Origin of the sequence: Paenibacillus sp. FSL H8-0079, assembly GCF_037991315.1 — a bacterium.
In the GTDB taxonomy this organism is placed as follows: Bacteria; Bacillota; Bacilli; order Paenibacillales; family Paenibacillaceae; genus Paenibacillus.
In genome coordinates this window covers 6,064,995-6,082,488 of sequence record NZ_CP150300.1, presented here as the reverse complement: position 1 = coordinate 6,082,488, position 17,494 = coordinate 6,064,995, and the positions used below count along the sequence as shown (strand labels likewise).

13 protein-coding genes are annotated in these 17,494 nt (G+C 49.0%); 10 read left to right on the top strand and 3 right to left on the bottom strand.

Going from position 1 to position 17,494, the window contains the following annotated elements; all coding sequences use genetic code 11:
- The first annotated feature begins 152 nt into the window (after nt 1-152).
- The 6 genes from MHI06_RS27195 (at nt 153) to MHI06_RS27170 (ending at nt 8,717) form a co-directional block, all read left to right on the top strand.
- Nucleotides 153-2,156, top strand: a complete 2,004-nt coding sequence (locus MHI06_RS27195; protein WP_340399673.1) for a beta-galactosidase — start codon at nt 153-155, stop codon at nt 2,154-2,156.
- Nucleotides 2,157-2,503: 347 nt separating this feature from the next.
- Nucleotides 2,504-4,294 (top strand): sensor histidine kinase, encoded by a 1,791-nt coding sequence (locus MHI06_RS27190; RefSeq protein WP_340399672.1) that lies wholly within the window; start codon nt 2,504-2,506, stop codon nt 4,292-4,294.
- Nucleotides 4,291-5,400, top strand: a complete 1,110-nt coding sequence (locus MHI06_RS27185; protein ID WP_340399671.1) for a response regulator — start codon at nt 4,291-4,293, stop codon at nt 5,398-5,400. Before MHI06_RS27190 ends, MHI06_RS27185 begins: the two co-directional genes overlap by 4 nt.
- Before the next feature lie 147 nt (nt 5,401-5,547).
- A complete protein-coding gene (locus MHI06_RS27180) occupies nt 5,548-6,828 on the top strand; it encodes an extracellular solute-binding protein (protein WP_340399670.1) in 1,281 nt (426 codons plus the stop codon).
- 180 nt (nt 6,829-7,008) lie between these two features.
- Complete coding sequence (locus MHI06_RS27175) at nt 7,009-7,893, top strand: sugar ABC transporter permease (RefSeq protein WP_017691891.1); 885 nt, start codon at nt 7,009-7,011, stop codon at nt 7,891-7,893.
- The gene (locus MHI06_RS27170) at nt 7,890-8,717 is read left to right on the top strand and encodes a carbohydrate ABC transporter permease (protein ID WP_062836914.1); all 828 of its coding nucleotides are present in this window, start codon (nt 7,890-7,892) and stop codon (nt 8,715-8,717) included. Before MHI06_RS27175 ends, MHI06_RS27170 begins: the two co-directional genes overlap by 4 nt.
- A gap of 132 nt (nt 8,718-8,849) precedes the next feature.
- Here the strand turns inward: MHI06_RS27170 and MHI06_RS27165 are convergent, their stop codons facing one another.
- The 3 genes from MHI06_RS27165 to MHI06_RS27155 all read right to left on the bottom strand — a co-directional run bounded on the left by MHI06_RS27165 (nt 8,850) and on the right by MHI06_RS27155 (nt 13,279).
- Nucleotides 8,850-9,695 carry a methyl-accepting chemotaxis protein gene (locus MHI06_RS27165; RefSeq protein WP_282435649.1) on the bottom strand — a complete coding sequence of 282 codons (846 nt, stop codon included), beginning with the start codon at nt 9,693-9,695 and terminating at the stop codon, nt 8,850-8,852.
- 237 nt (nt 9,696-9,932) lie between these two features.
- Nucleotides 9,933-10,934 carry a GTP 3',8-cyclase MoaA gene (gene moaA, locus MHI06_RS27160; RefSeq protein WP_340399669.1) on the bottom strand — a complete coding sequence of 334 codons (1,002 nt, stop codon included), beginning with the start codon at nt 10,932-10,934 and terminating at the stop codon, nt 9,933-9,935.
- 119 nt (nt 10,935-11,053) lie between these two features.
- Nucleotides 11,054-13,279 (bottom strand): HAMP domain-containing methyl-accepting chemotaxis protein, encoded by a 2,226-nt coding sequence (locus MHI06_RS27155; protein ID WP_340399668.1) that lies wholly within the window; start codon nt 13,277-13,279, stop codon nt 11,054-11,056.
- A 480-nt stretch (nt 13,280-13,759) separates the two neighbouring features.
- Between MHI06_RS27155 and MHI06_RS27150 the strand changes: the two genes are divergently transcribed.
- The 4 genes from MHI06_RS27150 to MHI06_RS27135 all read left to right on the top strand — a co-directional run bounded on the left by MHI06_RS27150 (nt 13,760) and on the right by MHI06_RS27135 (nt 17,477).
- A complete protein-coding gene (locus MHI06_RS27150; protein ID WP_340399667.1) occupies nt 13,760-14,584 on the top strand; it encodes an ABC transporter ATP-binding protein in 825 nt (274 codons plus the stop codon).
- Nucleotides 14,565-15,377: an ABC transporter permease subunit gene (locus tag MHI06_RS27145; protein ID WP_340399666.1), complete on the top strand. Its 813-nt coding sequence runs from the start codon at nt 14,565-14,567 to the stop codon at nt 15,375-15,377. The genes MHI06_RS27150 and MHI06_RS27145 overlap by 20 nt, the downstream gene beginning before the upstream one ends.
- Nucleotides 15,374-16,312 carry an ABC transporter permease gene (locus MHI06_RS27140; RefSeq protein ID WP_340399665.1) on the top strand — a complete coding sequence of 313 codons (939 nt, stop codon included), beginning with the start codon at nt 15,374-15,376 and terminating at the stop codon, nt 16,310-16,312. The genes MHI06_RS27145 and MHI06_RS27140 overlap by 4 nt, the downstream gene beginning before the upstream one ends.
- Nucleotides 16,313-16,412: 100 nt before the next feature.
- Nucleotides 16,413-17,477, top strand: coding sequence for an ABC transporter substrate-binding protein (locus MHI06_RS27135; RefSeq protein ID WP_340399664.1), 1,065 nt, complete (start codon nt 16,413-16,415; stop codon nt 17,475-17,477).
- The last annotated feature ends 17 nt before the right edge of the window (nt 17,478-17,494 follow it).

The window sequence follows — 17,494 nt, the reverse complement described above, 5'->3', positions numbered from 1 at the left end:
TCCATGGAACGAATAAGCGTTTGAAGGAGTTACTGAACAATCCAAGTTCTTCAACCGATATTAATGTAAACGCTACCATTATGGGTTGGAATGTGTCAACTCGTGCACATGTCAAGATCATTACATTTTCCCGACAAAAAGGAGATTAAATCATGGACAAATTATTATATGGCGTAGCCTACTATGATGAATATATGCCTTACGAAAGATTGGACAAGGACATTCAGATGATGAAGGATGCAGGGATCAACGTGGTCCGCATTGCAGAATCAACCTGGAGTACCCATGAACCGCAGAATGGCGTATTTGACTTCTCTTCCGTGGATCGTGTGCTGGATGCCATGCATGAGGCAGGGATTCAGGTCATCGTTGGGACACCAACGTATGCTGTTCCTACATGGATGGTGAAGGAACATCCGGACGTGCTGGCTACCACCTCACAGGGACCTGGCAAATACGGGGCAAGACAGATCATGGATATTACACATCCAACCTATCTATTCTATGCCGAGCGGATCATCCGCAAGCTGATCTCTCGAGTGAGCACACATCCAGCAGTAATCGGTTATCAGACAGATAACGAGACGAAGCATTACAACACCGCAGGAGATAATGTACAACTGCAATTCGTCAAATACATGCGTAACAAGTTCAGCTCTCTGGATGAGCTTAACAAGGAATTTGGCCTCGACTACTGGAGTAATCGGATCAATAGCTGGGAAGACTTCCCGTCTGTTGTAGGAACGATTAACGGCAGTCTGGGTGCTGAATTTGCCAAGTTCCAGCGGCAGCTGGTAACCAACTTTTTGGCTTGGCAAGTGGGGATTGTGAATGAATACAAACAGGAAGGACAGTTTGTTACCCAGAACTTTGACTTCGACTGGCGTGGGTATTCCTACGGCATTCAAGGGGATGTGGATCATTTTGCCGCATCGAAACCTTTTGACATCACCAGTGTGGACATCTACCATCCTTCCCAGGATGATCTGACCGGCATTGAGATTTCATTCGGCGGGGATGTGGCGCGTTCGACCAAACAATCGAACTATCTGGTACTGGAGACCGAAGCGCAGGCGTTCTGGCATTGGGTTCCCTATCCGGGGCAACTGCGTTTGCAGGCATTCAGCCATCTGGCATCGGGAGCGAACATGGTTGCCTATTGGCACTGGCATTCATTGCACAATTCGTTTGAGACGTATTGGAAAGGATTGCTCAGTCATGACTTTGAACCGAATCCGGTGTACAACGAAGCGAAGACGATTGGCAGGGATTTTGCCCGTCTCAGTCCGAAGCTCGTGAATCTGAAGAAAAAGAATCGGGTGGCCGTGCTGTTCAGCAATGAGGCGCTGACATCGATCAAGTGGTTCGGGTTTAACTTCACCAGTGACAAGAACTACAATGACGTGGTGCGCTGGATGTACGATGAATTGTACAAGATGAACATTGGCTGTGACCTCATCGATCCATCGGTTGAGAGTTATGCGGAGTATGACGTACTCGTTGTACCTGCTCTGTATGCTGCTTCGGATGCATTGCTGGAGAAATTAAATCAATTCGTACAGGATGGCGGACATATCGTCTACTCGTTCAAAAGCGGATTTGCAAATGAGCATATCAAGGTACGCTCTACTCGCCAGCCCGGCTTGATCAGTGAGGCATGCGGGATCAGCTATAACCTTTTTGTAGAGCCAAAACATGTCTCGCTACGCGATGATCCATTCGAGGTTGGTGAGGAGCAGAACCAGGTTCACACCTGGATGGAACTAATTACACCGACAACGGCTGAAGTACTCGCTTGGTATGATCATGCACATTGGGGTGAATATGCGGCAATTACCCAGAATGCCTATGGAAAAGGCAAAGCAACCTATGTTGGATGTTATACCAGTTCTGCGGTGATCCGTAAGGTATTGGAACGTGTTATGAAGGAAGCGGGCGTATGGGGAGCTGATCAGGAGCTGGCTTTTCCCATCATTGTGAAGACAGGTGTGAACGATCAGGGGAACACGATTCGCTACTATTTCAATTATGCAGATGAGGCAACATCCTTCGTGAATGCTTATGGGGAAGGAACGGAACTTCTGGCAGGAACCCCGATTGCTGCGGGAGAGAAGATCGAACTTGAGCCATGGGGCATGCGAATTATCGAACAATAATAGGAAATAATAAATATAGGTATATAAGTTGAATTTAACATGTGCACGTTAACGGAGAGGGCAGAAGAAACCTGAGGAAGCGGAGCTAAAAGCTTTCTGAAAGAAAGCTGCATCGGAAGCATACACCTCGCCTTTATCAACGGATTTTCCCCTTAGAAAAGGGAATCAAAAAAATCCGGTGATAACAGCGATCAGAGGGTTGTTCTGACCACGTAGTGATCTCGTGTAACCATTCATTCTATTGTATAACGTGATATTTTAGCATTTCCAAACGAATATAAAGACCAAAGCGCCCTCGGCTTCTATGCTGGGGCGTTTGTCTATTTTAGCTCAGGAGTGGATGCGCTGTGTTTACCGAATGTTATCGGAAGCTGACAGATCCTTTCAAACGCAGCATTCGCAATAAATTGATTCTTACCATGACGCTGCTGGCCGTGCTGCCCGTCATTGCCATGACCGCTATGGCAGCCGAGAATACCCGCTCTTCCATGGAAGAGGAGATTATGGAGACCAACCGAGCCAATATGAACTGGGCCTCCATCTATCTGGGTGAACAGTTCGCCCGCATGAACAATATTATTTATTCCATTCAGATCAGTGACGAATTGCATCAATATCTGGCGTTGAACCAGGAAGCGCCGGCAGCCAGTCGATTCGATGAACAGAAGGCCGTTTTCAATATGCTCAACAGTGTATACTATTCGGCTGGCAATTATGTATTTGGCGTTGAGCTGTACCTGAAGGAATTGGACACCCTGTTCACCTTCAACTCCATGGATTCTCGCATCAAGGCAGTATCGGAAATACCGGAAGGATATCATGAGCTTTTTGCACAGCATAAAGATTTTACGATTATCAATGATCCGGACGATCCGCAAAAGTTTCACATGACCCGCAGCATGAACCGCTTCGAGGATCAAGCTCAGATCGGGGCCATCAGTCTGGAGGTCAAGTGGGCTGAGTTCAACCAGACCCTGGAGCTGCTGGATAGCCGGGGAGACTATGCGGTATACATTGCTGACAGCACGGGCAGTCCGGTCTATCAGCCAAACCAAGAGATTCAGCCGTCTGCGGAAGCACTGGAGAAATTGGCAGGCACGAAAGAAAGTTCGGGCTTCATTCGTACAGCCAAGGAGTATGTATTCTTTCACTCCATCGAGCCGTCAGGCCTACGTGTGATCAAGGTTGTACCTGCCCATGTCATTAACGAAAGTGCTTTGGAGACGATGAAATACGGATTGGTTGTGGGGGGCCTGGCAACCGTCATTTCTGTGGGACTAGCTGCGCTCGTGGCCTGGCGTACATCGAAGCCGATTGTCAGACTGGCGAATTCCATGAAGGGTATCCAGCTAATCAAAGACAGGGAAGTGGTACGAAGCGGCCGGGTGGATGAGATTGGTCTGCTGGAGAAAAATCTGCACGGCATGGCTAATCGTATTCGGGAACATATTCGCGACAACTATCTGATGAATCTGGAGAAGCAGACGGCCGAGCTCAAAGCACTGCAATCCCAGATCCATCCGCATTTCCTGCAAAATACGTTGCAGATGATTGGCGGCATGGTCTACTCGCAAAAACCGGCAGACAGTTACAAGGTCATTCGAGCCTTGAGCGAGATGTTTCGTTATATTGTACGAGCGCCGGATGGGCTTGTGCCCCTACAGTCTGAACTGGACCAGCTGGAGCATTATATGCTGATTCAGAAACAGCGTTTTGCCGGCAGGCTTGAATATACCCTGGAGATCACCGGGGAACTTCGGGCGTGTTATATTCCCAAGTTGTCTTTGCAACCCATTGTAGAGAATGCATTTTTACATGGATTGGAGAAGAAGCAGGGCGAGTGGAAGCTGGGCATTGAGGTCGTCTGTGAACCTGAAGATGTAACCATTCGAATTCGTGATAACGGCGTGGGTATGGATGCTGAGAAATTAGCGGAGATGCAGTCCAGACTGGAGCGGCTTACCTGGGAGGCAGATCGGGTGTGGAGTTCAGGCAAAAGTATTGGGCTGGTTAATGCGGCCTCACGAATGGTGATGCATTTTGGACCTGAATACGGGATGAGTATAGAAAGTGAATACGGACAGGGGACGAGCGTTACGGTACGAATCCCCTGCAATACAGGAGGCGAAGCCTTGTGAACAAGGAACTGTACAGAGTGCTGCTGGTGGATGATGAACCGTGGAACCGGGATATTTTGCGCAACCTCGGAGATTGGAATGAACTCGGCATGACCGTTGCAGGTGAGGCAGAGGATGGTGAGCAGGCCATACAACTGGTCAAACAGCATCAGCCTCACATTATCATTACGGACATGCGCATGCCCGGCACAGACGGTGTGGAGCTGTTACAGACGCTGAGCGGACAATACCCACAGATCAAGGTGATCGTGGTGAGCGGATATGACGACTTCAATTATGCGAAACACGCGATCCGTCATCGGGCTGCTGATTATCTGCTCAAACCGGTGAATCCGGATGAACTGAATGGTGTGCTGGCCAAATGTGCAAAAGAATTAGAAAAGGTTGAATCAGCGCCTGAATCATGGGAATCGTATCCCTCTGCGTTTGCTGGTGATTTTTCTTTGTTCCAGCAGCAGGCTCGCTTGCGGTTTAATGACCTGAACGTTCAGAGTCTGCGGGAATGGTTCCAGCAATTACAGCAGAAGCTGGAACGATGCGAGATTAACAGACCCCGGCAGCTCGGGCGGGTGGCTCATGAATTACAGGCTTTGCTGGATGAGTTGTGCGTCTCTAATGCATTGTATGAGCGTCCAGTGGCAACGGCGCTACCTCCTTCGACAGCGCTGGCTTCCATCGAATCCACAATGGATTGGATATCCGCACCGTACTACCAGGCTTTGGAGCAGCTGATTGCACAGCGTAAATTCAAGAACAAGCTGAACCTGGACGAGGTGAAGCAATACATTGAGCAGCACTGTATGGAGATGATTACGCTGGAGCAGCTCGCCCATATCTTTTTTGTCAGTAAGGAATATCTCAGTAAGGTATTCAAGAAAGAGTATGAGGTGAATGTGACCGACTATGTTGTCCAGTTGCGTATGACGCGAGCGAAGGAATGGGTGATGGATGAACAGATTCCGTTCAAGCATATTGCCGAGATGGCGGGTTATGAAGATGTGTCCTACTTCTATCGGGTATTCAAGAAGCATTTCGGAGTTTCACCGGGGGAGATGCGGAAGAGACAACCTCGCATATCAGGCAATTCAAGCAGTAGCACGGAATGAGTCGTTCGAGAGAGCATTTGCGGCAGGATTAAGGTTTAAAATAATCCAATACACGAGTCTAATTTTGTCCAATGAAGCGCTTTCATTTTCTGATATATAATGAGCCTATGAAAGACAAACCAGTTACACACCGGGAGGTCATAAGAGATGAAAGTATGGAAAAGCGTAGCAAGTGCGGTACTGGTCAGTGTTCTGCTCGCAGGTTGCGGCTCTAATGCAGGGACGGACAATGGGCAGGAAGAATCGGCATCAGGCAGCACGGTATCACTCAAAGTATTCGTTGCACAACCTCGGCTGAAAGAACATTACGATAAATATATAGAACAGTTCAAAGCCAAGGAGAAAGCAGAGAAAAACATTGAGGTGAACGTGCAACTGGAGATGCCGCCAGCGGACAATGCACCTCAGATTCTGAAGACTCGCCTCGCCTCCAATGATGCACCGGATGTGTTCGCGCTGCATGCGGTCAATGAGATTCCACCGTTCAGCAAAGCGGGTTATCTGGAAGATCTGTCGGGCCAACCTTTTGTCGATAAGTTGGTGGATTCGGTTAAACCTTCCGTAACGGATGCGGAGGGCAAAGTCGTGGCTGTTCCATTGGAAACGTTATCATGGGGCTACTTGTACAATAAAGATATTTTCGAAGAGCAAGGGCTGGAGGTACCGACGACTTTAACTGAAATGAAAGCGGTCGTGGAGAAACTCAAAGCAGCCAATATCACACCGTTTGAACTGTCCTACAAAGAATCCTGGATTCCGCAATTATTCCTGCCACTCACTGTGGGTGCCTTGACTCAATCGGAGCACAAAGACTTCGTCGAGAAGATGAATCAGGATCAGGGCTCCTTCTCGGATATGAAAGAATTGTTCAATATCTTCGATCTGGTCAATGCCAATGGAACAGACAAAGCGCTGGAAGTGGGCGGAGATGATGGTTCAGCAGCTTTTGCTTCAGGAAGCGCCGCAATGTGGATTCAGGGACCATGGTTTGCCGAAACCATTCTGAAGTCCAACCCGGACTTGAACTTTGGTGTAGCACCAATGCCGATCAATGACAATCCGGATGATACCAAAATCAATCTGAGTACCTCTACTTCACTGGCGGTATCGTCAACAAGCAAGAATAAAGAAGTGGCACTCGATTTCGTGAACTACATTCTCGATGACAAGGATTCAAGTGCATTCTATGAAGCACTCAAGTTCAATCCAGTTGCCAAGATCCATGACTTCAAGAGCTTCCCATGGGTAGACGATGCCCAGAAATATGTGAATGAAGGTAAAGCCTATCAGGACCCATCTATCCCTCAAGCGGTGAAAGACGAGTCAGGCAAAGCGTTGCAGGGCTACTACTCAGGGCAATTAAATCAACAGCAGGTTATCGATGCGCTCGACAAGGCGTGGAAATCCTACAACAAAGTCAACAAGTAAGGAGCTGTGAGGAATAGAGTATCCGCTTTTGTTGGCAAATCTCAACGGTTTGAGAGTTTTGTTAACAAATTAAGCGGTACTTTATTCCGTCACAGTCTCCAAGCAGATGATACAGCAGGCAGAACGTTCTTCGTTCCCTCGTTTACGATCATCCGCTTCGAGTGAAAAGGGGGAGAACCAATGGCTACGAATGTGTTCAAGAAGTATCTGTCACTGCTCGCGTTCACTGCGCCTGCCTTTGTCATTTATGCGATTTTCCTGCTGTACCCTACGTTTAGTGGCATGTTCTATAGCCTGACGGACTGGAACGGACTTAATCGGGATTACAGCTTTATCGGTCTGGGTAACTTCGTGGAATTGTTCAAAGAAGATCCTGACTTTCTGAACTCCCTATGGTTCACGATGAAATATGTAATATTTATGCTGATTCTGCAAAATGGAATTGCCTTGCTGCTCGCCGTGTTAATTGAGTCACGGACGCGCAGCAAAGGGCTCTTCCGGACCCTGTTCTTCATGCCTAACATGATCAGTACGATCATCAGTGCTTTCATGTGGACCTTCATCTTCTCTCAGGTGCTGCCACAGCTCGCAGAGAAACTGGCTTTTTCGTTCCTCGACCAGCAATGGCTGGGTGATCCGAAGTTTTCATTTTACTCCATTCTGATCGTATCGCTCTGGAATGGTGTAGGGTATATGATGATCATTTATCTGGCTGCTCTCCAGGGTGTGCCGAAAAGTCTCAAGGAAGCGGCTGTTATTGATGGGGCTAACGCATTCCAGGTGCTACGCAATGTGGTGTTGCCGATGATTACTCATGCTGTGACCATCTGCTTCTTCCTGACGCTGAACGGAGCATTCAAAGTGTTCGAAGTGGTGTATGGACTGACTGGTGGCGGACCGGGCCGAGCCACGCAGGTGATCACGATGAATATCTATGAAGAAGCGTTCTCCAACAACTTCAGATACGGCTATGCGAGTGCCAAATCGGTTGTGCTGTTCATCATCGTACTCATCTTTACACTCATCCAGATCACCGTCATGAAGAAGAAAGAGGTGGAAGCATGAGGATGCAACGACTGAACAGTTATCTGATTCGACTGCTGCTGATTCTGGGCTCTCTCGTCGCCATGCTACCGATCTACATGGCGGTTGTGAACTCTTTCAAAACACAGGGTGAAATGTTCCAATCCTTTATTGCGCTGCCGACAACGTTGCACTGGGAGAATTATTCGGACGCGTTTAACAAAATCAATCTGTTGGGCAGTTCGATGAACTCGGCAATTGTATCCTTTCTGGGGATTGGTGGTATCGTCTTCTGTGCCTCACTTGCGGGATACAAGCTGTCACGTACCTCGGGCCGCTTGAGCAACTTGATCTTCTTCCTGTTTGTTGCTTCCATGCTGGTACCGTTCCACTCGATCATGATTCCGCTGACACGGGTAGCCAAAGGCATGGGTGTACAAGGAAGCACGTACGGATTGGCCCTGATCTATATCGGGCTTGGTGTGAACATGGCAATCTTCCTCTATCACGGGTTTGTGAAGTCCATTCCACGTGAATTGGAGGAATCGGCTCAGATTGACGGATGTAATGAGTTCCAGACGTTCTTCCAGATTATTTTCCCGCTCTTGCTTCCGATCACGGTTACCATCGCGATTCTGGACTTCCTGTGGATATGGAATGACTTCTTGTTGCCACTGCTCATGCTGACCGATGTGAATCGCTATACGCTGATTCTGTCCACGAACATGCTGTTTGGTGAATATAACAAGGAATGGCCGTTGATTCTGTCATCCCTGGTACTGACTGCGATTCCGGTTATCCTGATCTATGCGTTCTTCCAGAAGTTCATTATGGAAGGTATTGCGGAGGGTGCTGTAAAGGGGTAATCTGAAACGAGGTCATCTGTATGTGACCGTTGAAGTATCAAAAAAAACCGTCTTGATCTGAAGGATACTTTCCTTACAGTTCAAGACGGTTTTTGATGTTCATTCAGTATCGATTTGTATGCGTTGTTTATTCTATTCTGCCTTCAGCAGCATGGATTCAATGAACACTTTCAGATCACGGCTTACGCTGTTCAACTGATCAATGACCTCGCTGAACTCGGTTACCATCACAGCCTGTTGGTTGCTCGACTGTGAGATCGATGTGATCTCCTGCTCCATCTGTTGGATGGAATGCTGGACATCCTTCAAGGAACGTTCGATATTCACCGTAGCTTCTTTGGTACCTGTAGAAAGTTTACGCACTTCGGATGCAACGACGCTGAACCCTGCGCCTGCTTCACCCGCTCGTGCTGCTTCGATCGCCGCATTCAGGCCGAGCAGATTGGTTTGTTCTGAGATTTCGCGGATGAATGCGGCAACCTTGTTCACTTCGCCTGAGTTCTGCACAGCCATGCGCGTATTGTCCAAGATTTGCGTGGAAGAGGCCGTCAATTGCTCGGATTGGGCAGCTACCGTCTGCACCATATCGGTCAGTCTGCCGCTGATTCCGCCGATCAGTTCGGTGAAGTGCTCCAGTTTTTCTTCATTCTGAAGGGAGAAGCCGATGGCAAGTGCGCCGGCGATATTTCCTTGCTCATCTCGAAGTGGAGTTGCTGCCGAGACAATGGAGGTACCATAGAATTTTGCATCAATACGATTGGCTGAAGTCTCGCCATGTTTAAGGGCTCGGCGTAGTGTAGGGTCATCCGGCGAGATGATGTCTCCTGCTTTGATGCCCAGATCGAGCTCGTTGCTCGGAACATAATACCAGAACTTCTCGGTATCGGTTACTGCAATCATGATATCGTGTTCTTTCAGCATAATTTTAAAATACGGGCTTGCTGCAACGAGTGCTTCAACAATGTTCAATATGGTCATCTCCTATGTGTGCATATCATCTAGATGTATTGTATATACATCGTCAGAATTATGGGAATCTTGAAGACCCAACAAGGGCATAACGTATATTACTTTCATTTTTAACAAATGAAACAGCAGAATTGATAATTTTCAGAAAATTATGAAAAAATAACGAAAAAGCAGACGAGAACATGATGTTCTTGTCTGCTTATCTGTACCCAGGAATACGCTGTTGAGTTATATTACGTACTGTTGTTATCCGCCAATCTGGGACATGCGCCGTACCGTCGGCGTGTGCGATTGCATTTTTTGTTCCAGAGCCAGGGCCATCTCGTGATTCTTCGGTTTCGTACCCAGCGCTTTGAGGAAGAGCGCAGCCATGGCATTTGGGTCATCCACGAAGCGGCGAACATTATACTCATCCGACCAGTAGAGGCAGGCTTTGATATGTCCGTCAGCGGTCAGCCGAAGTCGATTGCAATTATCACAGAAGTGATCGCTCACGGGATGAATCAATCCGAATGTGCCTTCGGAGCCCGCAATTTTCATATTGCGTGATGGGCCATTCCCCGCTGGGCCTACTGTATTTTCAACCGTCCAGCCTGCTTCAGCGCATACATCTGTGACGGCTTCCAGCGGCAAATAGGATTTGCGCCATGAATCCGAAGCCTGTCCAATCGGCATATATTCAATGAAGCGCACATGAAGTGGCTGATCGATCGTCATGGCAATAAAATCCTTGATCTCATCATCGTTGATACCCTTCATCAGTACGACATTCAGCTTAATTGGAGCGAGACCAACGGCTGTTGCAGCTTCAATGCCTTTCAGTACCTTATTCACATCCCCACCACGTGTAATCATGGAGAAGCGATCAGCGCGCAGGGAATCCAGACTGATGTTAATCCGGTTCAACCCAGCATCTTTCAATGCCTGAGCTTGTTTGTCCAGGAGAAGAGCATTGGTAGTCAGTGCAATATCATCGATCCCGTCAATTGCCGAGATCATGCTGACGAGCTTGTGAAGATCCTTGCGTACCAATGGTTCACCCCCGGTGAGTCGGACTTTGCGCATGCCCATCGGGGCAAGTACCTTTAGCACCTGTGCTATTTCTTCGTAGCTCATAATCTCATCATGTGGAGCAAACTCCATACCCTCTGCAGGCATGCAATATACACAGCGTAAATTACAGCGGTCCGTAACAGAAATACGGATGTAGTCATGTATCCGGCCAAATGAATCCTGAAGCAGTTCCATGCAGACCACCCTTTCATCGATTCAGATTGGAAATCTTCTATTATAAATGATACGACAATTTCAAAAGGAACAGTTGCATCAAATTTTAGCTATTTCTCCAATCCGCGTCAACGATGACGTCAGATGACAGCATTTTTGGCGGGGTGATTTAGATGGAATTGTCCCACGAGTTGTTGCAGGAAGACCGTAATGGCTTCCACGTTATGCGAAGAATGCTGAACCTGCAACATATCATGGATCAGCTCCATCATCTCTGCTTCTACCTCAGCGGAAGTCGCCCGATTTTGATGGCTGATTGCCGCAATATTCTCCATTAGCATAACCACTTGATCTACAACTTGCGTGCGCTCAGGTTCTTCAGCGGTAGCATTTTGCAGAAGTTGCGAAGCGGCCTGAACCAGTGTTGTTCCTTCAGCCAGCACCTGATCTCCCTCTGTGATTAATTGGGACGCAGCTCCTGCTGCAGTTGAGATTCGGTCCAGAATCTGATGGATATTTTCAGTGGAAGAGCGGGATACATCGGCCAGCTTACGGATTTCTCCCGCCACGACCGAGAATCCTTGGCCATGTTCGCCCACGCGTGCAGCTTCAATGGTAGCATTCAGAGCGAGCAGGTTGGTCTGAGCTGAAATTTCATCAATGACAGCCAGTGCACGGTAAATCTCTTTCATCGTGTCCATGAAGGACAGGATGGTACGGTTGGTATCGGACACCGCTCCGGAGATTTGGGTCATTTTGTCGCCGATTCGTTCCACTTCCTGCTGGGCCACACCGATCTGTTTCGTTGCAGATGTCTCCAATTGCTGCAGAGTTAAGCGCATGTGATCGGCAGCGATCTTGGCCTGATCAAGATCTTCCAGTTGGGTGCGAATGGCCTGAATCATCGAACCAAGCTTGTAGTTCACACGCTCAGTCGTACCCTGGGTTGTCTCTGTTGAGGTTCGCATCTGATACTGGTTGTCCATAACGTCTACCGTGGCAAGTTGTACCTTCAGCATAATGCCTTCCAGAGAATCAATCATGTTATTGATCCACTTCGCCAGTTCACCTGATTCGTCTTGGGCAAAATCAGACGTGTTCAGGCGCTGAGTCAGATCACCTTTGCCTTCAGCGTTGATTCGAATAAATCGGCTGGTGCGACGCAAGTCTTCATGAACCCGTCGATATTGGCTGCGATGCAGCTGTAATGCAGTGAAGAATCCAAACAGCACATTAAAAGCCGCCATTGCTGCCGCACTCCACCCACTGCCAGTAAGGGCATAGACAAGTGCCGCTCCTGCAACGCCTGACAAGAGCGTGAAGAGACTGTGCTGCTTGAACTGGCGCCAGCCGATGCTCCGTATCCGGTATACTTCCTCCAGATCCCCCTCACACATCATGCCCCAACGATCAGGACAGTGCGGTAGCTGGAAGGTGATGCCTTTGCCAATGACAGAGATATGGCGGTAATCCGAGTAGCCGGGAAAGGCAACGAACAGATTGGAGCCATTCTGAATGGTATTCGCTACTCCGGGGTGCAGCTGGCCGGTCGATGGATCGGTGAACATGAGCTCCAGCTCGGTATGCTCCTTAACGGAAACGATACCCCATTCGGTGGTGACACCATCTTTGAGATTTTCCCCATGTGTAAAAGTACGATCCTCGAAGCGGCTTCGGGACAAGGCGGTGCCGGGCTGCAGATGGGGCCGTAATTTCGACTCAGCCATAAAGAGATAGTTGTCACCGGAATCAGGATAGATATGGCCTGATTCTCGTTGAATCAGATCACCCAGGACATCACCGGGAACACGGCTGCATAATGAACCGACATATCGACCTTCCTGTAATATGGGGTTGATAAATAGCAAGGTGACATCATCGTGAAAAGCGGACGAGCGTGGTCCAATATCCAACGTCAGTGGATCGGAATAAGGGCCATACAAACACTTTTCCCCATGAATATCTGCTCGGGAGTACTTCAATCCTGGTCCAATCAAAGCTTCGTAATCTGTATAGATCTGTCCAATATGATTCTTGTATGTAGAGAATACCACCTGATTCTGTTCGTTCAGCATAAATAGCTCCGTACTATCAACGGCTCGAATATAACTGGATTGAAACCATGCATCTAGTTTACTTATATGAGATGAACCTGGCAGTACATCTTGTGGTCGAACGGACTGTATTTGATGAAGTAAACGATCCAGGTGATTCCATTGTTCATCAGTCCAGTCCATCATGAGCTGCCGTCTCGTTTCGGCAATCCCCTCAAAAATCTGTTCCACATCTTCCTTCATATGTGCGTTCAACCGATACGATCGCCACAGCGGCAATCCTTTTCTCCATCCCAGCCAATCAAACATCATGACCACCCCGATTTCTGGATTTGAAAGCTTCGTTCTACTGATCTATGGACACTCCTGCGTAGTGGTTGATCCGGAATAATGGTACCGCCTTCATCATTCAGGAGCCGTGACTCACGTGGTGGTGGAAGTCCTTGTACGTCTATTCAATCTTTATACAAGAAAACGAACAAGAATACGAGGGCATATGTCATATTTTCCGAATATTTATTCAATAAATACAAATGATCGTGCGTTTGTTGTTAGGTGAAATTCATGTTAGCTATCTATCAAGGAAACTTACATGGATGTCTATGAGAATTCCTCTCATTTTACATTGTGTAACATGAACAGGCCCATACTCAAAACACACTGTATAATGTAATCCCCGCTCAAAGCGATATAGTATTATCTAACAAGCAAAACCTGTTACGTTCGTGTATATAAACCTCCCATTCAGCCTTGGTGTGCAATGAAAACAACTTTCCACAAAGGAGAATGCCCATGTCCTCCATATCCTCAGCTACAGTCCCCGAAGCCTGTCATATTGATGTAGATCATGTGTCCGTTGTCTTCGGCACAGGGTCACAACAAGTCACTGCCTTGTCGGATGTTACTTTCCAGATTCAGTCTAATGAGTTTGTCTCCCTGCTGGGCCCTTCCGGCTGTGGCAAGTCGACCTTGCTCCGGCTGGTGGGTGATCTACTTCAGCCTACCTCAGGAGCCGTTCGCATCGCAGGCCAGGAGCCTGAGCGGGCCCGGCTACAGCGGCAGTTCGGCATCGTCTTCCAGACACCCGCCTTGTTCGATTGGCGCACCGTTCGTCACAATGTGGAATTGCCCTTGGAGCTGCTCGGTACCCGCCGGAAGGAGTGCCGCCGCATTAGCGGTGAGCTGCTTGAAATGGTAGGGCTAACCCGCTTCGCCGACCATTATCCATGGCAGCTCAGTGGAGGGATGCAGCAACGTGTATCCATTGCACGTGCCCTTGCGCTTGATCCGCCATTGCTGCTCATGGATGAACCCTTTTCAGCCCTAGATGAATTCACCAAAGAAAAGCTTCAATTAGAGCTACTTGAGATCAAGCGCTCGACAGGCAAGACCTTCCTCTTTGTCACACACAGCATCCCCGAAGCCGTATTTCTGTCCGATCGAATCATCGTGCTCTCGGCGCATCCAGGACAGGTGCATTCCATTCATTCCGTCAACCTGCCTTCCGAACGTCATAGTGAACTGAGAGAAACGGAAGCTTTCTACCACATGATTACGACCATCCGCAATTGCTTCTATGAGGAGCGTGATGAATCTCATGTCCCTGCGATTCTTTAAACCGGGTTATCGTTCCTGGGTTGTCATCTGGATTATAGCGGTATTGGTACTGTGGGAAGCAGCCGCCTGGATGCTCCAATTGTTCCTGTCACCTCAACAGGCGGCATCTCGCCTTCCATATCTGCATGATGTTCTTGCAGCCTTGTTTCGCTACTCGGGTACGCTGGCAGAGCAGGGGGCTGTCACCTTTGGCAATGCAGCCATTGGTTTTGCGGGGGGAATGCTGCTTGGTCTAGGTCTGGCTCTACTCATGAGTGGGGCTGTATGGCTGGAGCGCACGTTATCGCCCTATGTAGTCTCCTCACAGATGGTTCCGGTCATCGGTCTCGCACCAATTGTGTACGGCATCATCCACAATGCGGAGTGGGCGCGGATTGTTATGGCGGCGTATGTCACCTTCTTCCCGATCATCATCCATACGTTGAAAGGATTGAAAAGTGCAGCACCAGAGCATCTGGAGCTTATGCGTTCCTGTGGAGCTTCACTGACTGCGCGTTATATCAAATGTCTGCTGCCCTCAGCACTGCCGGGACTATTTTCCGGCATGAAAATAGCTGCTCCGCTGGCGGTGACTTCCTCCATCGTTGTGGAATTGATGGGGGCTCCCGACGGACTCGGCGTCCTGATGGTCAGTTCGTTATATTACGGCCATGCCCAAGTTGGCATGTTCTGGGCCACCATCATGCTTAGCATTGGCATTGGCCTGATCTCATATCTGGCCATCAGCCTGGCTGAACGTTGGTTAACTCCCTGGCAGCCTGAATTCAGGGCCAAAGGAGGTCAAGCCACATGAGTGAAGGTAGAGTGTTGAGCCGGAAAAGTGATGAAGGTGTGACGATTGCTGCTGTAACTGGTGCGGCTACGACCCTCACGGGTTCACAGATGGCAGCTGCTCCCGGATCGGAAATCCATGGACAACGGGGACAAGCCGGAAAGGCCAGACCGGGCACTGGCGTTCGCGGGCGCTCGATTGCACTGAGCATGCTTCCTTGGGGTGCGGGTGTGGTGTTTCTCGCCCTCTGGCAGCTCAGGTTGTTTCATTGGATATTCTCGCTGGAAAGCTACCAACTGCCTGTGCCTTCCGCGATTGCAGCATCCATTCAGGAAAATGCCAATATGCTCTTTCGATATGCGATGTACAGCGGAACCGAAATGCTGGGTGGTTTCTTGCTCGGTTCCCTGTTGGGTGCTCTGGCGGCGGCAGGTGCATCGTTTTTCCCAACAAGCGGCAGGGCGGCGGTTACGGTTTTGTCGGCACTGAACGCCGTTCCCATCGTGGCCCTAGCCCCGATTATGAACAATTGGTTCGGTGACGGGATCTGGTCGCGTATTGCTGTCGTCACGGTGATTACGATGGCAGCAATGGCAGTCAGCCTGTTCAAAGGACTGACTTCCATTCAGCCGCAGTACAGTGATTTGCTGAGTGGCCTTGCTGCGAGCAGGATGCAGTTTTTTTGGAAGCTGAGACTGCCTCATGCCCTGCCTTCCCTCTTTGCCGGTCTGAAGATCAATATGTCGACCAGTATTATCGGGGCCATTGTGGGTGAATTTTTCATCGCCTCCCAGGGTCTAGGGTACCTGCTCTCGGATCAGATTCGACTGGCGAACATGCCCTTGGCCTGGTCCTGCATTGTCATCGCCGCCGCGCTCGGCATTGTGTTGTATGAAGCGGTTGTCCTGGCAGAAAAGCGACTCATTCCGTGGAACCGTGCACGCACAGAACCATAACGTACATCAGGATAGCAACCATAGATTGATAGAGCTGGTGAAGTAGAGCCTCACACTACCTGATTGAAAAATCGTATATACACAGGGGGTTGTTCTGTCCATGTACAAAACGTTGAAGTTGGGTCTGCTGGTCATGGTTATGTTGGTGGTTACGGTTCTGAGCGCATGTTCTACGAAGTCCGAGCCGGCGGCACAGCCAGTTGTTGTAGGTTCAGGAGAATCGGGAGAGGCGGATAAACCCTTAACCAAAGTGAAGATTCAACTGAAATGGGTGCCGCAGGCGCAGTTTGCCGGGATCTATGCAGCGAAGGAAAAAGGTTTTTTTGCAGATGAAGGCATTGATGCCGAGATTATTCCGGGTGGTCCGGATATCGTGATTGAGCAGCAGGTGGTCAATGGTGCGGCAGATGTGGGAATCACGGGAGTAGACAGTCTGTTAGTCAGCCGGGATAATGGTCTGCCGCTCGTGTCGCTCGCCCAGATCTCGCAGAAGAGTAGTTATCGCTTGATCGCCAAGAAGTCCCTAGGCATTACTGATCCGGCTCAGATGAAAGGCAAGAAGGTCAGTACCTGGTTCGGCAGTCAGCAGTTTCAGGTGCTCGCGTTCATGGAGAAGAATGGACTCGATCCGAAGAAAGATATTGAACTGGTGAAGCAGGGGTTCACGATGGATCAGTTTTTCAACGATCAGGTGGATGTAGCTACGGCGACGATCTATAACGAATACCACGTTGTGCTGGAAAGTGGAACGAAAGAGTCCGATCTGGATGTGTTCAACATTGAAGATGCCGGTGTTGGCATGCTGGAGGATACGCTGATTGCCAAGAAGGATTGGGTAGACAGCAACCGTGAGCTTGCGGTCAAAGTAACCCGTGCCATTTTGAAAGGCTGGAACTACGCCATAGATGAACAGGATGAGACGGTGGATATCGTGATGAGTAATGTGACGGATGGCAGTACCACTCGTGAGCATCAGGTAACGATGCTGGAAGAGATTGCGAAGCTAATTCGCCCGGAAGGATTTACGGAGCAGCAAGTCGGTAGCTTTGTGGATGAGTCTTTTTCCCGAACTGCGGATATTGCACTGAACTATGGCCTAATCAAAAAAGCCGCCAACCTGGATGAAGCGCTGGAGAAAAGCATCTATGAAGAAGCGGTGAAATAAGCGTGTGGAGGAGGATG